The 14,251-nt window shown below is 62.7% G+C and carries 14 protein-coding genes; 8 read left to right on the forward strand and 6 right to left on the reverse strand.

Annotated features, from left to right (window positions below):
• The first annotated feature begins 169 nt into the window (after positions 1 to 169).
• Entirely contained in the window at positions 170 to 1,348 is a 1,179-nt protein-coding gene (locus ACSW29_RS15965; protein ID WP_448277678.1) for an acyl-CoA dehydrogenase family protein, read from the forward strand.
• Between the two features lie 4 nt (positions 1,349 to 1,352).
• Here the strand turns inward: ACSW29_RS15965 and ACSW29_RS15970 are convergent, their stop codons facing one another.
• Positions 1,353 to 1,979 carry a TetR/AcrR family transcriptional regulator gene (locus tag ACSW29_RS15970; protein WP_448277679.1) on the reverse strand — a complete coding sequence of 209 codons (627 nt, stop codon included), beginning with the start codon at positions 1,977 to 1,979 and terminating at the stop codon, positions 1,353 to 1,355.
• Positions 1,976 to 2,632, reverse strand: coding sequence for a TetR/AcrR family transcriptional regulator (locus ACSW29_RS15975; RefSeq protein WP_317828721.1), 657 nt, complete (start codon positions 2,630 to 2,632; stop codon positions 1,976 to 1,978). Before ACSW29_RS15975 ends, ACSW29_RS15970 begins: the two co-directional genes overlap by 4 nt.
• Positions 2,633 to 2,815: 183 nt before the next feature.
• Here ACSW29_RS15975 and ACSW29_RS15980 point away from each other — a divergent pair, with 183 nt between their 5' ends.
• The 7 genes from ACSW29_RS15980 to fadD11 are packed head-to-tail and all read left to right on the forward strand — an operon-like array spanning position 2,816 to position 11,085.
• Positions 2,816 to 4,372 (forward strand): flavin-containing monooxygenase, encoded by a 1,557-nt coding sequence (locus ACSW29_RS15980; RefSeq protein WP_448277680.1) that lies wholly within the window; start codon positions 2,816 to 2,818, stop codon positions 4,370 to 4,372.
• Positions 4,372 to 5,304 (forward strand): metal-dependent hydrolase, encoded by a 933-nt coding sequence (locus tag ACSW29_RS15985; protein ID WP_317828719.1) that lies wholly within the window; start codon positions 4,372 to 4,374, stop codon positions 5,302 to 5,304. The genes ACSW29_RS15980 and ACSW29_RS15985 overlap by 1 nt, the downstream gene beginning before the upstream one ends.
• Positions 5,301 to 6,392, forward strand: a complete 1,092-nt coding sequence (locus ACSW29_RS15990; RefSeq protein WP_448277681.1) for a PDR/VanB family oxidoreductase — start codon at positions 5,301 to 5,303, stop codon at positions 6,390 to 6,392. The genes ACSW29_RS15985 and ACSW29_RS15990 overlap by 4 nt, the downstream gene beginning before the upstream one ends.
• Positions 6,389 to 6,889, forward strand: a complete 501-nt coding sequence (locus ACSW29_RS15995; RefSeq protein ID WP_448277682.1) for an SRPBCC family protein — start codon at positions 6,389 to 6,391, stop codon at positions 6,887 to 6,889. The genes ACSW29_RS15990 and ACSW29_RS15995 overlap by 4 nt, the downstream gene beginning before the upstream one ends.
• Positions 6,886 to 8,319 carry an aldehyde dehydrogenase family protein gene (locus ACSW29_RS16000; protein ID WP_448277683.1) on the forward strand — a complete coding sequence of 478 codons (1,434 nt, stop codon included), beginning with the start codon at positions 6,886 to 6,888 and terminating at the stop codon, positions 8,317 to 8,319. Before ACSW29_RS15995 ends, ACSW29_RS16000 begins: the two co-directional genes overlap by 4 nt.
• Before the next feature lie 4 nt (positions 8,320 to 8,323).
• Positions 8,324 to 9,286 (forward strand): SDR family oxidoreductase, encoded by a 963-nt coding sequence (locus ACSW29_RS16005; protein ID WP_448277684.1) that lies wholly within the window; start codon positions 8,324 to 8,326, stop codon positions 9,284 to 9,286.
• On the forward strand, positions 9,283 to 11,085 hold the full coding sequence (gene fadD11 / locus ACSW29_RS16010) for a fatty acid--CoA ligase FadD11 (protein WP_448277685.1): 1,803 nt from the start codon (positions 9,283 to 9,285) through the stop codon (positions 11,083 to 11,085). Before ACSW29_RS16005 ends, fadD11 begins: the two co-directional genes overlap by 4 nt.
• On the opposite strand, the gene ACSW29_RS16015 is transcribed toward fadD11, so the two are convergent.
• From ACSW29_RS16015 to ACSW29_RS16030, 4 genes are read right to left on the reverse strand one after another with little or no spacing between them, the layout of a single operon-like run.
• Entirely contained in the window at positions 11,061 to 12,146 is a 1,086-nt protein-coding gene (locus tag ACSW29_RS16015) for a sulfate/molybdate ABC transporter ATP-binding protein (RefSeq protein WP_347874514.1), read from the reverse strand. The two genes, fadD11 and ACSW29_RS16015, sit on opposite strands and share 25 nt — an antisense overlap.
• Positions 12,143 to 12,952, reverse strand: coding sequence for an ABC transporter permease (locus ACSW29_RS16020; RefSeq protein WP_230814555.1), 810 nt, complete (start codon positions 12,950 to 12,952; stop codon positions 12,143 to 12,145). The genes ACSW29_RS16015 and ACSW29_RS16020 overlap by 4 nt, the downstream gene beginning before the upstream one ends.
• Complete coding sequence (modA, locus tag ACSW29_RS16025; RefSeq protein ID WP_317828712.1) at positions 12,949 to 13,758, reverse strand: molybdate ABC transporter substrate-binding protein; 810 nt, start codon at positions 13,756 to 13,758, stop codon at positions 12,949 to 12,951. The genes ACSW29_RS16020 and modA overlap by 4 nt, the downstream gene beginning before the upstream one ends.
• A 28-nt stretch (positions 13,759 to 13,786) precedes the next feature.
• The gene (locus ACSW29_RS16030; protein WP_003940157.1) at positions 13,787 to 14,182 is read right to left on the reverse strand and encodes a TOBE domain-containing protein; all 396 of its coding nucleotides are present in this window, start codon (positions 14,180 to 14,182) and stop codon (positions 13,787 to 13,789) included.
• Positions 14,183 to 14,251: the final 69 nt, after the last annotated feature.

The raw sequence follows: 14,251 nt of genomic DNA on the forward strand, positions 1-14,251 counted from the left end.
GGCCTGTTCGTGTCTGTGTCGTCCCATTCTTGCGGGCGGCCGACGTGGAATTCGAGGCGGGGCTGGAGGTCGATTCGACCACCCTTTATTGACACTCTGTCAACAGTGTGGATGATAGGTGGAGTCGGATCCGCTCGCGGGTCGCATTTCATCGATCGGGAGAATCACGATGACGCAAGGATCTACCGCAACCCGAACCACCGAACGCCGGTCCCCGTGGATGGACGACGAATTGGAGGCCGTGGCCGACCTGGCAAGGAACTTCTTCGCCAAACACGTCACACCGCATCAGAAACGCTTCGCGTCCCAGGGTTTTCCTGACAAATCCGCATATCGAGAACTCGGGACGCTCGGGCTCGCCGGCATGTCGATCCCCACCGAGTACGGCGGTGGCGGAGGAACGTTTGCGCACGACGCCGTGCTGTTCCACGAGCAGGTCATGGCGGGTGATCATTCGCTCCAGCTCGGCGTGCACTCGGGAATCGTGCCGCACTACCTCAATGCCTACGCCGATCACGAGCACAAACTGCGCTGGCTACCGAAGCTGGTGAGTGGCGAGTGGGTGGGCGCAATCGCCATGACCGAGCCCGGCACCGGATCCGACTTACAGAACATCACCACCCGCGCCGTCCGCGACGGTGACGACTATCTGATCAGCGGCGCAAAGACATTCATCTCCAACGGTCGCAATTGTGATCTGGTGATCATTGCCGCCAAGTCCGATCCCAGCCTCGGAGCGCGTGGAGTGTCGCTCATCGTGGCCGAGGTCGATGACAACACACCGGGTTTCGAGCGGGGGCGAATACTCGAGAAGGTCGGACAGAAGGGCCAGGACACCACCGAGCTGGTCTTCGACCGCTTGCGGGTGCCTGCAACAAACCTGCTCGGGGACCGCGAAGGCACAGGGTTTGCCCAGCTGATGCAGCAGCTACTGCCTGAACGATTGATCTGTGGGGTTGCAGCCACTGCGGCAATGGAGCGTGCAGTCGCCCTCACCGTCGAGTACACCAAATCCCGAAACATGTTCGGGCAAACGCTCTTCGATCTGCAGAACACCCGCTTCGAACTTGCCGAGTGCGCGTCCATCGCTCGTATCTCACGAACGTTCATCGACGACTGCATCGTCAAATACCTTGCCGGGCAGCTCGATGCGACTACCGCCGCGATGGCCAAGTACTGGCTCACCGATCAGCAGTGCGCCGTGATCGACCGCTGCGTGCAACTACACGGCGGGTACGGCTACATCCTCGAATATCCCATCGCCCAGATGTACGCCGACGCTCGCATTCAGCGAATCTACGCCGGATCGAACGAAGTCATGAAGGACCTCGTGGCGAGATCACTCTGAGCAATCAGGAATCCGCCTCGCACGCCGGCAGAACGTCACGCACGATGGCGAGCAAACTGCGTACCAGCAGAAGGTGCACCTGTTCGCGGTCGAGCGCTCCCGTCACCAACCACTGCTTACTGGCGGCCTTCGCCAATCCTCCGTACGCCACGATCATCGAATGAACAGCAGCCTCGCTGCCTTCACTCGGTCGAATCTCGAGCGCATCCATCATGCGTCGCGCAGCAACGTCGTCAGCGTCCTGCAGGATCCGATCCATCTCGGGATCACGGCGGAGGTCGTCGGACATGACTGTCGAGATCCACATGTCGCGATGACGCCAGGCGACGTCGAGCCACCGATCGATCACGGCGCCGATCCGCTTCTCCTGGCTCGCCGATCGCTGAATACGGTCCACCGCCACTTCGGGAATGAAGACGAATCGCCGCACGACGTCGAGGTACAACTCCCGCTTGGAGCCGAAGTAATGATTGAGCAGCGGACGACCGACCCCGGCCGCCTTGGCCAACTCGGTCATCGAGACGTCGGCAAAAGACTTCTCCTCGAAAACCTTTGCCGCGCTGACAATGATCTGCTCACGCCGGTCTTCAGGACCGAGACGCTTTCCGCCTGTGGCCGACGCGGACGTCATTCTTTTCTCGCGGGCGTGCTGTTGACCGTCGCCTGCGCTTCGACCATGAGCGAAATGTGTTCCACCAAACGCTTTCGAGAGATCTTGGAGGACGGGGTGTGCGCCTGATAGATGAACGCGAGGGCACCGAACAGCCCCACCGAATTGAGTTCGGAGTTCGCGGAGTCGGTTGCCTCGCCGCCGTACATCAGCTCGAGCGACGCGGAGATCGGATTGGTGAACTCCGCCATCAATTCTCGCCCTCGCTCCCACAGCGCAGGTTCCGCCTGGGATTCGACGAACATGATGCGTCCACGGCGCGGATCCTTGAATACATAGGTGGTGAAGGCCTTCACCACGTGACGGATCAGGGCCGACGGTTCGGAAGGCGCCGCCTCGAGAGCGTCCAGAATAGTGTCGCGTGCCCCGAGAACGACCTCGTCGAGCACGGCGACCAGCAGTTCGTCACGATTGGCGAAGCTCTCGTAGAAGTACCGTTCGGTCAGCGCAGCCTCGCGGCAGGTCGCACGCATGGTCGCGGCGGCCGCACCCTCGGTGCCCATGATCTGCAACCCGGCTTCGATCAGCTGTGCCCGGCGCGCGGCGCGGCGATCTTCTGGTTCCTGCCCACGCCACCTGCGCGAGCCGGTGCGCCGAGCCTCGGTATCCGTCATGTCCCCATGTTCTCACTGACCGGCAGTGCTCTCGACCTCAGGTTATCGCGCCGACTCCCGCGAGCGAACTGACATCGCACGATGTCAATCAATTCAATTCTGACATCAATCGCTGTTGACATCACTTGATGTCAGCCTTACTCTTCGTTCAGTTGTTCACGCAGCAATCAGGAGGCGTCACACATGGTCGACATCGACCCAACCTCGGGGCCATCGGCCGGTGACGAGGAAACTCGAACTCGCCAAACACGAGTCGTCGTCATCGGAGCCGGTTTCGGCGGCATCGGAACGGCTGTCCGCTTGAAGCAGTCCGGGATCGACGACTTCGTCGTTCTGGAACGTGCCGCGGAGCCCGGGGGGACCTGGCAGGTCAATACCTACCCCGGTGCACAGTGCGACATCCCGTCGATTCTGTACTCGTTCTCGTTTGCGCCCAATCCGAACTGGACGCGGCTGTATCCGCTACAGCCCGAGATCTACGACTATCTCCGGGATTGCGTCCATCGCTTCGGACTGGCCGGTCATTTCCACTGCAACCAGGACGTGACAGAAGCTTCGTGGGACGAGCAAGCCCAGATCTGGCGGGTACACACTGCGGAAACCGTCTGGGAGGCACAGTTCCTGGTCGCGGCCACCGGCCCGTTCAGTGCCCCCGCCACACCCGACCTTCCCGGGCTCGAATCGTTTCGTGGTCAGATGTTCCACACCGCGGACTGGAACCACGACCACGATCTTCGCGGTGAGCGGATAGCCGTGGTCGGCACCGGCGCCTCTGCGGTGCAGATCATCCCCAGACTGCAACCGCTCGCGGACACGTTGACCGTGTTCCAGCGGACACCGACGTGGATCCTGCCGCATCCGGATCAGCCGATGACAGGCTGGCCAAGCGCTCTCTTCGAGCGGGTGCCGCTCACCCAACGACTGGCACGCAAGGGACTCGACCTGCTTCAAGAAGCCCTGGTACCCGGATTCGTGTACAAGCCGTCACTGCTCAAAGGTTTGGCTGCACTCGGCCGAGCACACCTCCGACGGCAGGTGCGGGACCCGGAGCTTCGCGCAAAGCTGCTCCCCCACTACGCATTCGGATGCAAGCGTCCGACGTTCTCGAACACCTACTATCCCGCGCTGGCGTCACCCAATGTGGAGGTGGTGACGGACGGAATCGTCGGGGTGCAGGAGCGCGGAGTTCTCACCGCGGACGGAACCTTCCGGGAAATCGACACCATAGTCATGGGAACCGGCTTTCGGATGGGAGACAACCCGTCGTTCGACATCATCCGAGGCCAGGACGGCCGCAGCCTCGCGCAGACATGGAACGGCAGTGCCGAGGCCTTCCTCGGCACCACCATCAGCGGTTTTCCGAACTTCTTCATGATCCTCGGCCCCAATTCCGTGGTCTACACCTCGCAGGTCGTCACGATCGAAGCGCAGGTCGAGTACATCGTGAGCTGCATTCTTCAAATGGACGAGCGCGGCATCGGCAGCATCGACGTCCGCGCAGACGTGCAACATGAGTTCGTGCGCGCAACAGACCGCCGACTCGCCACCAGCGTGTGGAACGCCGGCGGGTGCAGTAGTTACTACCTCGTCGACGGCGGCCGCAATTACACCTTCTATCCCGGATTCAACCGATCCTTCCGCGCCAGGACCAAACGAGCCGACCTCGCTCACTACGCGCAGGTACAACCCGTCTCGTCCGCAGCGCTCACCACTGCTCGAGAAACCGTGAGGAGCCGATAATGCTCGGCATCAACGCCTTCCGAGGCACACCCGTCGTCGCACCGTCCGGCGCTCGCCGCTACACCGACGAAGCACATGCGATCGCCGCCCGTGACGTCGATTTCGACTGGGACGGCGTACCACTGCATTACGTGCCGAACGAACCGATGGTCACCCACGTCATCAACTTCATGCATCTCGTGTTACCCGAGGGAGAGCGGGCCATGTCCGCAACGCTCGCCGAAGCACTCCCGCTCATCGAGGACACCCGCCTGCACGAAGAGGTGGTGGGATTCGTCGGCCAGGAAGCAACACACGCGTCGTCGCACAAAGGCGCCCGCGAGCATCTTGCGGACCTCGGCATGGACATGAAACCGATGTCACGCCGGATGGACTGGCTCGTGGACAAGATATTGGGCGACAAAGGATTGACCGGAAAAGCCAAGCACGCCTGGCTCTGTGAACGTCTCGGCCTGTTTGCCGCCATGGAGCACTACACGGCAGTGGTCGGGGAATGGCTGCTCACCGATCCCGCCCTCGAAGATGCCGGCATGCACCCGATGATGCTCGACATGGTCAAGTGGCACGGTGCCGAGGAGGTCGAACACCGCAACGTAGCCTTCGACGCCTACATGTACGTGGACGGCAGCTACGCCAGACGCGTTCGCACGGCGCTGCTGGCCAGCTTCACGTTGTTCGTGCTGTTCATCGCCTCGATGAATTACCTGTTCCGACAGGACCCGTCCACGACGAAGGGCCGACTGTGGCCTCTCCAACTGATAAGCGCCACTCGCCGCGGCCTGGTACCCAACATGAAGTTCCTGATCACCGAGATTCCTCCGTATCTGCGGCCGAGCTTCCATCCTTCCCAGATCGGGGACATGGACGTCGCCATGCGTTACCTCGCTCGCTCGCCTGCCGCCAATCGTTCCTCCGAAGTGAGTGAAAGATGAGCAAGACGACTGCCGACAGCCCCCACGACGCACACGACTTCACACCGACCCGGTCGTTGAGGTTTGCCGCACAGGCGACGGGCGCATACCGCCGAATCTTTGCAGCAAGTCCGGCAGCGCACATACTTTCGCGCCCCAGCCCGGTCCGCTACAGCGGGTTCGACATGACTCTGGACGTGAAGTCCGTCCGGTCAGAGTGCGACGACGTCCTGAGTGTCACCTTGACCCCGAGGGAAGGAATCACCCTTCCGTCGTGGATTCCCGGCGCCCACCTCGACATCTTTCTCCCCTCGGGAAGGCAACGACAGTATTCGTTGTGCGGCGACCCCGACGACTTGTCCTCGTATCGGATCGCCGTCCGGAGGATCGACGAGGGTGGGGGCGGCTCGCGCGAGATACACGAGTCGCTGAAACCCGGCATGGTTGTCGACGTACGAGGGCCACGCAATGCATTTCCGTTTGTCGCTGCTCCGTCGTACCTCTTTGTTGCGGGCGGAATCGGGATCACTCCGCTCCTTCCCATGGTGCAACGTTGTCACCGCCGCGGAATCCCGTGGCGTTTGGATTATCTCGGACGAACTCGGACGGCCATGCCATTTCTCGACGAGATCGAGGAATACTCCAGCGGCCGGGTAACCATCCGACCGGACGACGAGTTGGGCCCGACGGATATCGAAACACTGGTCGCTGCTGCGGATCCCGGTGCCGCGGTGTACACGTGCGGACCGGCGCCGCTGATGAACATGGTGCGCGCGGCGACCTTCGCCGGCAATCCGACCGGATCGGTGCACAGCGAGAGGTTCTCCCCACTCCCGGTAGTCGACGGCAAGGAGTTCACGGTGCATCTGGCGCGCACCGGTCTCACCGTCGATGTGGGCGAGTCCGAAAGTGCTTTGGCTGCGATACGACGCGTACTTCCCGGAGTAGCGTATTCCTGCCAACAGGGCTTCTGCGGTACGTGCAAGGTTCGGGTGCTCTCGGGGAGCGTCGATCATCGAGACACCTTGCTCACCGAATCCGAACGTGCCGATTCGATGTTGACCTGTCGATCACGTTCCACCGGTGGGTCTTTGGTGGTGGACCTGTGAAGGGAAAATTCTCTCTTGCGGCGGCCGACGCAGCCTTCATCCGATCCGCTCCGCTGGTGATCACTCACCGGATCGAATCCGAAGCGACATGTGAGAGCTTGTGGCAGACGTTGACCTCGAACGGTTCGATCGCGTCGTGGGCGCGCGGGATCACCGGAGCCGACTGGACCTCGGCCAGACCATTCGGCATCGGGACCATGCGAACTGTGCGGGCCGGCGCTTTTGCTGCACTGGACGAGAGATTCTTTCGCTGGGACGAGGGGAACCGGATGTCGTTCTATGTGGAGTCGGCGTCACTTCCGGGATTCAAGCGTTTCGCCGAAGACCTTGTGCTGGAACCGACTTCGACTGGAAGCCGTCTCACCTGGACGTTCGCTGTGCAGGCGCAGCCGTGGTTCGCCCCGATTCTGTCCCTTGCCAGACCGATCCTCGGCCGCGTGACCCGCAACTGGGCCGACGGCGCCGTCCACCACACACTTCAGGGGACTCCGCGATGACAACAACCGAGATCGACACGACCGCGCATGCGACCGACCACACGGTGACACAGGCAGTGCGCGAAGCGCGAGTCGCCGCCGCGTGGTGGGCGGAACTGACTTTCGAGCAACGCGCCCGCCGACTTGATCGGTGGCGAGGAATCATCGCTCGTCGAGCATCCGAACTCGCCGACGTCGTGCACCGGGACATGGGCAAGCCGCACCCCGACGCGATACTCGAAATCGCCATGGCACTCGAACATCTCGCGTGGGCGTCGAAGAATGCCCGAAAAGTATTGGGCAGGAGCAGCGTCCGCTCCAGTTTGTTGACGGTTAATCAGGCCGCCTCGGTGGAGTATCGACCTCTCGGGGTGGTCGGTGTGATCGGTCCGTGGAACTATCCGGTCTTCACCCCGCTCGGTTCGCTCTCGTTTTCGCTGGCTGCAGGCAATGCCGTGGTCTACAAGCCGAGTGAGTTCGCGCCGGCAGTCGGGCAATGGTTGGTCCGAGCGTTTGCCGAGGTCGTCCCTGAACATCCTGTGCTGCAAGTTGTCACAGGCGACGGTTCGGTCGGCGCGGCACTGTGCCTGGCCGGTGTCGACAAGATCGGGTTCACGGGATCGACCGCGACGGGCAAGAAAGTCATGGCAGCGTGCGCCGAGACCCTCACACCGGTGTTGATGGAATGTGGCGGTAAGGACGCACTCATCCTTGATGCCGACGGAAATGTTGGTGCCGCCGCGGATGCTGCGGTGTGGGGCGCATTGTCCAACTCCGGTCAAACCTGTCTGGGCGTCGAGCGTGTGTACGTGCACGAACAGGTCTACGACCAGTTTGTCGACAAGACAATCACTTTGGCCGCCCGCGTTCATGCGGGTCCTAATGCCGACGACAAGATCGGTCCGATCACCATGCCCTCTCAAGTCTCCGTCATCCGGCGCCACATCGACGACGCGGTGTCGCGAGGTGGACGTGTCGTTCTCGGAGGGCTCGGCTCGATCTCCGGTCAGTACGTGCAACCGACCATCATGGTCGACGTCCCCGAAGACAGCCTCGCCGTCACGGAGGAAACTTTCGGCCCGACGATGACGATCACCAAGGTCGCCTCGATGGACGAGGCGGTGGAGTTGGTCAATGCGTCGCCATACGCATTGGGAGCAAGCGTGTTCGGCAAGGATGGAGCGGCTGTTGCCGATCGGCTCCGATCCGGAGGAGCGTCGGTGAACTCTTACGTGATGTATGCCGCGGTTCCCAACCTGCCGCTGGGTGGGGTCGGAGCATCTGGTTTCGGGCGCGTTCACGGCCCAGATGGTCTGAAGGAGTTCACCTACGCTCGTTCGACGACCCGGCAACGATTCCGTTCGCCCTTACCACTGACGACATTTCGAAGGACCGCCCGAATCGACTGGCTGGTCAAGGTTCTCATCCGCGCTCTACACGGAAGGCACTGAAGCAATGACGGGACGCTTGTCCGCAATTGCGGGAACAATCCGCGATCTGGGCATTCCACTGCCCGGACGCCGAATCGACTACGACGTCGCCGGAAAGGTCGTACTCATCACCGGCGGAGGCGACGGTATCGGTTCCGCGTTGGCGCGCACTCTCCACCGGCGTGGGGCCACCGTGGCGCTGGTCGACGTCAACGAGAGTTCATTGGCAACGGCCGAGCGCTCATTCGAGTCACAGCGAGTCGTGACGGTGACGGCCGATGTCCGAGATCGGAACGGCATGAAAGCAGCCGTGCAAACGATCATCGAGCAGCTGGGCAGAATCGACGTCGTGGTGGCCAACGCCGGAATCACCCCTCCCCCGGCAACATTGCGCCAGATCGATCCCGACGCCTTCGATCGCGTGCTCGACGTCAATCTCACCGGCGTCTTCAACACCGTGCATCCGACCATCGACGAGGTGATCCGCAACAGTGGGCACATCGTCGTCGTGTCATCGGCGGCGTCGTTCGCCCCCGGTTTGGGCGGCGCTTCGTACATGATCAGCAAGGCTGGGGTCGAAGCGCTCGGCCGGGCGCTGCGTCTCGAGGTTGCCGGCTACGGCGCCACTGCCGGCATCGCGTACTTCGGGATGGTGGACACACAACTTGCGCGCGCAACTCTCGACGACGACGAGATCGGGCGCAAACTTGACGCTCGACTGCCCGGACCCCTCCGCCATCGAATCTCCCCGGACCGTGCCGCCACGGTGATCGCCGACGCGATCGCGCGCCGCGCCGCCCGAACCCTCGCGCCCGCTGCCTGGGAACCCTGGGCGTGGGGACGCGGTTTCATCAATGTCCTTGCCGACGGCTATCTGGCCAGGGACAAACAGGCACACGGCCTGATCCGCGAACTCGAAGACAGAACCACCGCTGCGGCCCCGACGAATGCATCAGCCCTGACAAAGGCATCCAGGAGAACATCATGACCACGTTGTGTGCAGCCTTTCAGCGAGTGTCGGCGGTAGCGCCCGACGCAGTGGCCCTGCGAGACATCGGCGATGCGCGAACACTGACGTGGCGCGAGTACGCCGAACAGGTCCGCGAGGTTGCCGCGGGATTGGCCGGAATCGGCGTGGGACACGGCGATACGGTTGCCCTGATGATGAGCAACCGCATCGAGTTCTACCCGATCGACGTCGGTGCCCAACATCTCGGCGCGACGTCCTTCTCCATCTACAACACGTCGGCACCCGAAGCCATCCGTTACATCCTTGCCAATTCCGGTGCACGGGTTCTCGTCTGCGAAGACCGGTACGTGGATACGGTCCGCCGCTCGGGCGCCACACTCGAGACGATCGTCGTCGTCGACGCGCAATCGCATGTCCACCAGCCCGGCACCGTGTCCCTGGAGCAGATGAAGAATTCTGCCGCATCAGATTTCGATTTCGAGGGCACCTGGCGTGCCGTGAAACCGAACGACGTCGCCACGTTGATCTACACCTCCGGCACGACCGGCAACCCCAAGGGCGTCGAGACGACTCATGCATGCCTGTTGTTCGAAACCAACGCCGTAAGCGCTGTACTCCCCGTCGAATTCGGTGACCGCATCACCTCGTACATGCCGTCGGCGCACATCGCCGATCGGCTCACCTGCCTGTACATGCAGATGGTGTTCGGCACCCAGATCACTGTCGTGCCGGATCCGAGCCAGGTAGCGGCCGCGCTTCCGGACTGTCGCCCCACGATCTGGGGCAGCGTCCCCCGTGTGTGGGAGAAACTGAAGGTTGCCGTCGAATCGGCCGTCGCCAACGAACCGGACGACGCGCGGCGAGCGGCGTTGCAGTGGGCACTCGACGTCGGTGGCACTCGTCTCGCACACTTGCGAGCCGGTGAAACAGTCCCCGCCGAACTGGAAGCGGACTACGCCCGAGCCGATACGATGGTCCTGTCCGCTCTGCGTGCGAAACTCGGCTTTGCCGAACTGAAGTGGGCCATCTCTGGCGCCGCACCGATTCCGCCGGACACATTGGCATTCTTTGCAGCCCTGGGAGTTCCGATCTCGGAGATCTGGGGAATGTCCGAGCTGACATGCATCGCGAGCACCGCGCCGGCCGAGCCGACCAAGCTCGGAACGGTCGGAAAGTTGCTTCCAGGCATGGAAATGCGCATCGAGGCGGACGGCGAGCTACTGGTTCGAGGCCCGTTAGTCATGAAGGGGTACCGCGGCGAACCGGCAAAAACGGCCGAAGCGATCAGTGCAGACGGGTGGCTCTCGACCGGAGATGTCGTCACCGCCGACGCGGACGGCTACCTCACGGTGATCGATCGCAAGAAGGAGCTGATCATCAATGCGTCGGGAAAGAACATGTCACCGGCCGCCATCGAGACGGCAGTGAAGACGTCGTCGTCGTTGATCGGTGAGGTCGTGACGATCGGAGACTGCCGAAAGTTCAACACAGCGTTGATCACTCTCAGCGCCGACGCCGCGGTCGGAGCGGCACGCTCACTGGGACTTGCGGCCGAGGCCGCGGTACTCGCCAAGGACGCTCGGATCGTCGACATCGTTGCAACTGCTGTCGCCGAGGGAAACTCGCGTCTGTCGAGGGCCGAGCAGATCAAGCGGTTTCACGTGCTCACCACGTTCTGGGAGCCAGGCGGCGACGAGCTGACGCCGACGATGAAGCTCAGGCGCAAGCCGATAGCCGAGAAGTACGCGTCCGAAATTGCAGCCCTCTATGCGGATTCGGTCGTAGAGGACGTCTACGAGCCTGCACCTTGCGCATAGATCAGCGTCTCGGTGGCCTTGACCACAAACGTAGCGGCCGATCCCGGAACCAGATCGAGTTCGGCCGCTGCGCTCGCCGTGATGTCGGCAGACAAGCCCGGCTGGCCGGCTTCGTCCTCGGCTCGCACTCGGACGACATCGCCTCGGTTTTCGATCTCCGCGATCGTGACCGCAAACGCGTTTCGTGGGCTGCCGTGCGGCGGATCCAGGTAGACCGACACTGCTCGCGGCTCGAAGACCGCCACGGCGGCACTGCCGGCCGGTAGGTCGGTCTCCGTCTGGCCCGCGATATCCACCCCGACCGGACTTCTGAGCACTCCGTCTCCGGCCATCGTGCCGCTGCGCAAATTGATCCCGGCGATCCGTGCTGCGAATGCACTACGCGGGCGGGTCAGAACTGTTCGTACGTCACCACGTTCGACGACCCGGCCACCGTCCATGACGACAACCGTGTCGGCCAGCGCCAGTGCGTCCAGAGCGTCGTGCGTGACCAGTACGGCCGTGCGATCGCCGGTCCTGAGCACTCGGCGCAGTAACGACCGCAGCGCGGGGGCGGAGGCGACATCGAGCGCGGACATCGGTTCGTCGAGCAGAAGCAGTTCGGGTTCAGCAGCCAATGCCCTCGCCACTGCAACCCGTTGCGCTTGGCCGCCGGAGAGCTGTGAAGGCCTGCGGTCAGCCAAATCGCCGGCGTCGACTGCGTCCAGCCAATGGCGCGCGGACTCGGCGGAATCGCGACGCGACCGCCCTGCACTGCGCGGCGCGAACGCCACGTTCGCAGCCGCACTGAGATGGGGAAAGAGAAGTGCCTCTTGCGCGAGTAGGGCAGTGCCGCGCCGATGGGGTGCCAACGCGACTCCCCTACGGGTATCGGTGAGAACGCGGGAATTGAGTTCGATCAACCCGCGCCGCGGATGATGCAGTCCGGCAACCGCCGCCAGTACCGTCGACTTGCCGGCGCCGTTCGGCCCGAGGATGGCGGTCACCTCGCCCGCCGCGACGTCGAACGTCGCAACGACGTCGCGCTCCGGGATCTCGATGTCGACGTGGAGGCCACTCACAACGAACCCGCCGATCCGCGTCCACGCACCGCAACCACGATGACCACCGCGACTACGACCAACACCAGCGAAAGCGCTACCGCTGCATACGGATCGGTCTCACGCTGGAGATAGATCTCCAGCGGCAGGGTACGCGTCACCCCTTGCAGACTTCCCGCGAAGGTCAGCGTCGCACCGAATTCCCCCAGTGCGCGAGCGAAAGCCAGAACTGCCCCTGACACCAGACCGGGAAGCACCAGCGGCAGAGTCACCCGGCGAAGCACAGTGGTCGGGCGGGCTCCGAGCGTCGAGGCAACGGCCTCGTATCTTGTACCCGCAGTGCGTAGTGCACCTTCGAGGCTGACAACGAGGAACGGTAGCGCAACAAACGTCTGCGCCAGGACCACCGCGGTTGTCGAGAATGCTATCTGGATGCCGAGCACTTCCAACTGCTCACCGATCAGCCCTTTGCGCCCGAACGTGTACAGCAACGCGATACCGCCCACCACTGGCGGCAGAACCAGCGGGAGCAGAATCAAGGATCGAAGAACGGACAGTCCCCGAAAATGACTGCGCGCCAAAACCGCGGCCATCGGTACCCCGAACAGGATGCACAGCAGCGTGCTCATTGCCGCTGTCTTCAAACTCAGTTTCAACGCGGCAACCGACGATTCGGAAGTCACGAGTTCCCAGAACTGCGACCACTGCACGGTGGCCAGCATCGCAGCCAAGGGCGCGATGACAAACGCCCCGCCGATCAGCGCCGGAAGGTAAATCCATACCGGCAACCCGAGCGGAGCCCGGGCTGCCGGTCTTAGGTGTATCACGGGGCAGCGAATCCCGCGTTACTCAGAACTGCCAAGCCCTTGGGCCCCTTCACGAGACCGACGAACTTAGTTGCCGTTTCCGAATTCTTCGAATCCTTCAGCACCGCAATCTGGTACAGGTTGACCACCGTGGTGGCTTCCGGGAACGCGACCGTCTGCACCTTGTCACCCGCGGACTTAGCGTCGGTGACGTAAACGATGCCGGCATCGGCCTGCCCGGACGTCACCTTGTTGAGAACGTCGGTCACCGACGATTCCTCACTGACGGGCGAGAGGGTCTCACCTGTGGCCGTCTCGACCTTCTTCGTAGCCGCGCCACACGGGACCTGCGGAGCGCAGATCACCAGTTGCGTCCCCTCCTTTGCCAGATCGGCGAAGGACGCGATGCCCTTCGGATTGCCAGGCGGTACAACGATCGTCAAGGTATTGCTCGCGAAATCCGAGGGCGACCCCGCGACGACACCGGCATCGGTGGCCTTGGTCATGTTGGCGGCGTCAGCCGAGGCGAACACGTCAGCCGGTGCGCCCTGGGTGATCTGGGCGACCAGATCCGAGGACCCGGCAAAGCTGAATGTGACCGATGAACCGGGGTTCTCGGACTCGAACTCCTTACCGAGTTCGGTGAAGCTGTTCTTGAGTGACGCCGCCGCGAAGACGGTGATGCTTCCCGTGGCACTATCACTGGAAGTGGTCGTGGTCGGAGCGGCCGACGACGTCTCCGACGCCGAATTGTCGGAGGAACTACAACCGGTCACCAGGGCAAGCGAAAAGGCACCTGCTGCAACAAGTCCGACTACACGCTTCACGAATTTCCTCCAGTATGTTTTTGCAGAGTTACGGCGTTTCCACGATGACCGTGGTGGCCTTCACGATTGCGACTCCGATACTCCCGACCTCGAGTCCGAGCTCCCGAACCGCGTCGGTGCTCATCAACGAGACGACAGTGAAGGGCCCACACTGCATTTCGACCTGGGCCATCACCTTGTCGGTGACGACCTTGGTGACGAGGCCGGCGAACCGGTTGCGGGCCGAACTCGCACCCGTGAGCGGATCGGCCGGTGCGGGTCCGGCGTTGGACCGGGCGAAGCCCGCCAACTCGGCACCGTCGATGACCTTGCGGCCGGAGTCGTCCGTCGTCGCGGTGAGAAGCCCACCGTCGACCCACCGTCGAACGGTGTCGTCACTGACACCGAGCAGACCGGCAGCTTCGCGGATTCGAATGTTGGGCACCAGGTGATCGTAGGTCGCAAGTGCGGACCTAACAAGCCGAAACACTCCGCAGATGCGTGAGCTAGTCAA

Source organism: Rhodococcus sp. GB-02 (genome assembly GCF_053470465.1).

Coding starts and splice junctions, on each gene's coding strand:
- ACSW29_RS15965 (WP_448277678.1), top strand. CDS start 170: ATGACGCAAGGATCTACCGCAACCCGAACCACCGAACGCCGGTCCCCG.
- ACSW29_RS15970 (WP_448277679.1), bottom strand. CDS start 1,979: ATGACGTCCGCGTCGGCCACAGGCGGAAAGCGTCTCGGTCCTGAAGAC.
- ACSW29_RS15975 (WP_317828721.1), bottom strand. CDS start 2,632: ATGACGGATACCGAGGCTCGGCGCACCGGCTCGCGCAGGTGGCGTGGG.
- ACSW29_RS15980 (WP_448277680.1), top strand. CDS start 2,816: ATGGTCGACATCGACCCAACCTCGGGGCCATCGGCCGGTGACGAGGAA.
- ACSW29_RS15985 (WP_317828719.1), top strand. CDS start 4,372: ATGCTCGGCATCAACGCCTTCCGAGGCACACCCGTCGTCGCACCGTCC.
- ACSW29_RS15990 (WP_448277681.1), top strand. CDS start 5,301: ATGAGCAAGACGACTGCCGACAGCCCCCACGACGCACACGACTTCACA.
- ACSW29_RS16000 (WP_448277683.1), top strand. CDS start 6,886: ATGACAACAACCGAGATCGACACGACCGCGCATGCGACCGACCACACG.
- ACSW29_RS16005 (WP_448277684.1), top strand. CDS start 8,324: ATGACGGGACGCTTGTCCGCAATTGCGGGAACAATCCGCGATCTGGGC.
- fadD11 (WP_448277685.1), top strand. CDS start 9,283: ATGACCACGTTGTGTGCAGCCTTTCAGCGAGTGTCGGCGGTAGCGCCC.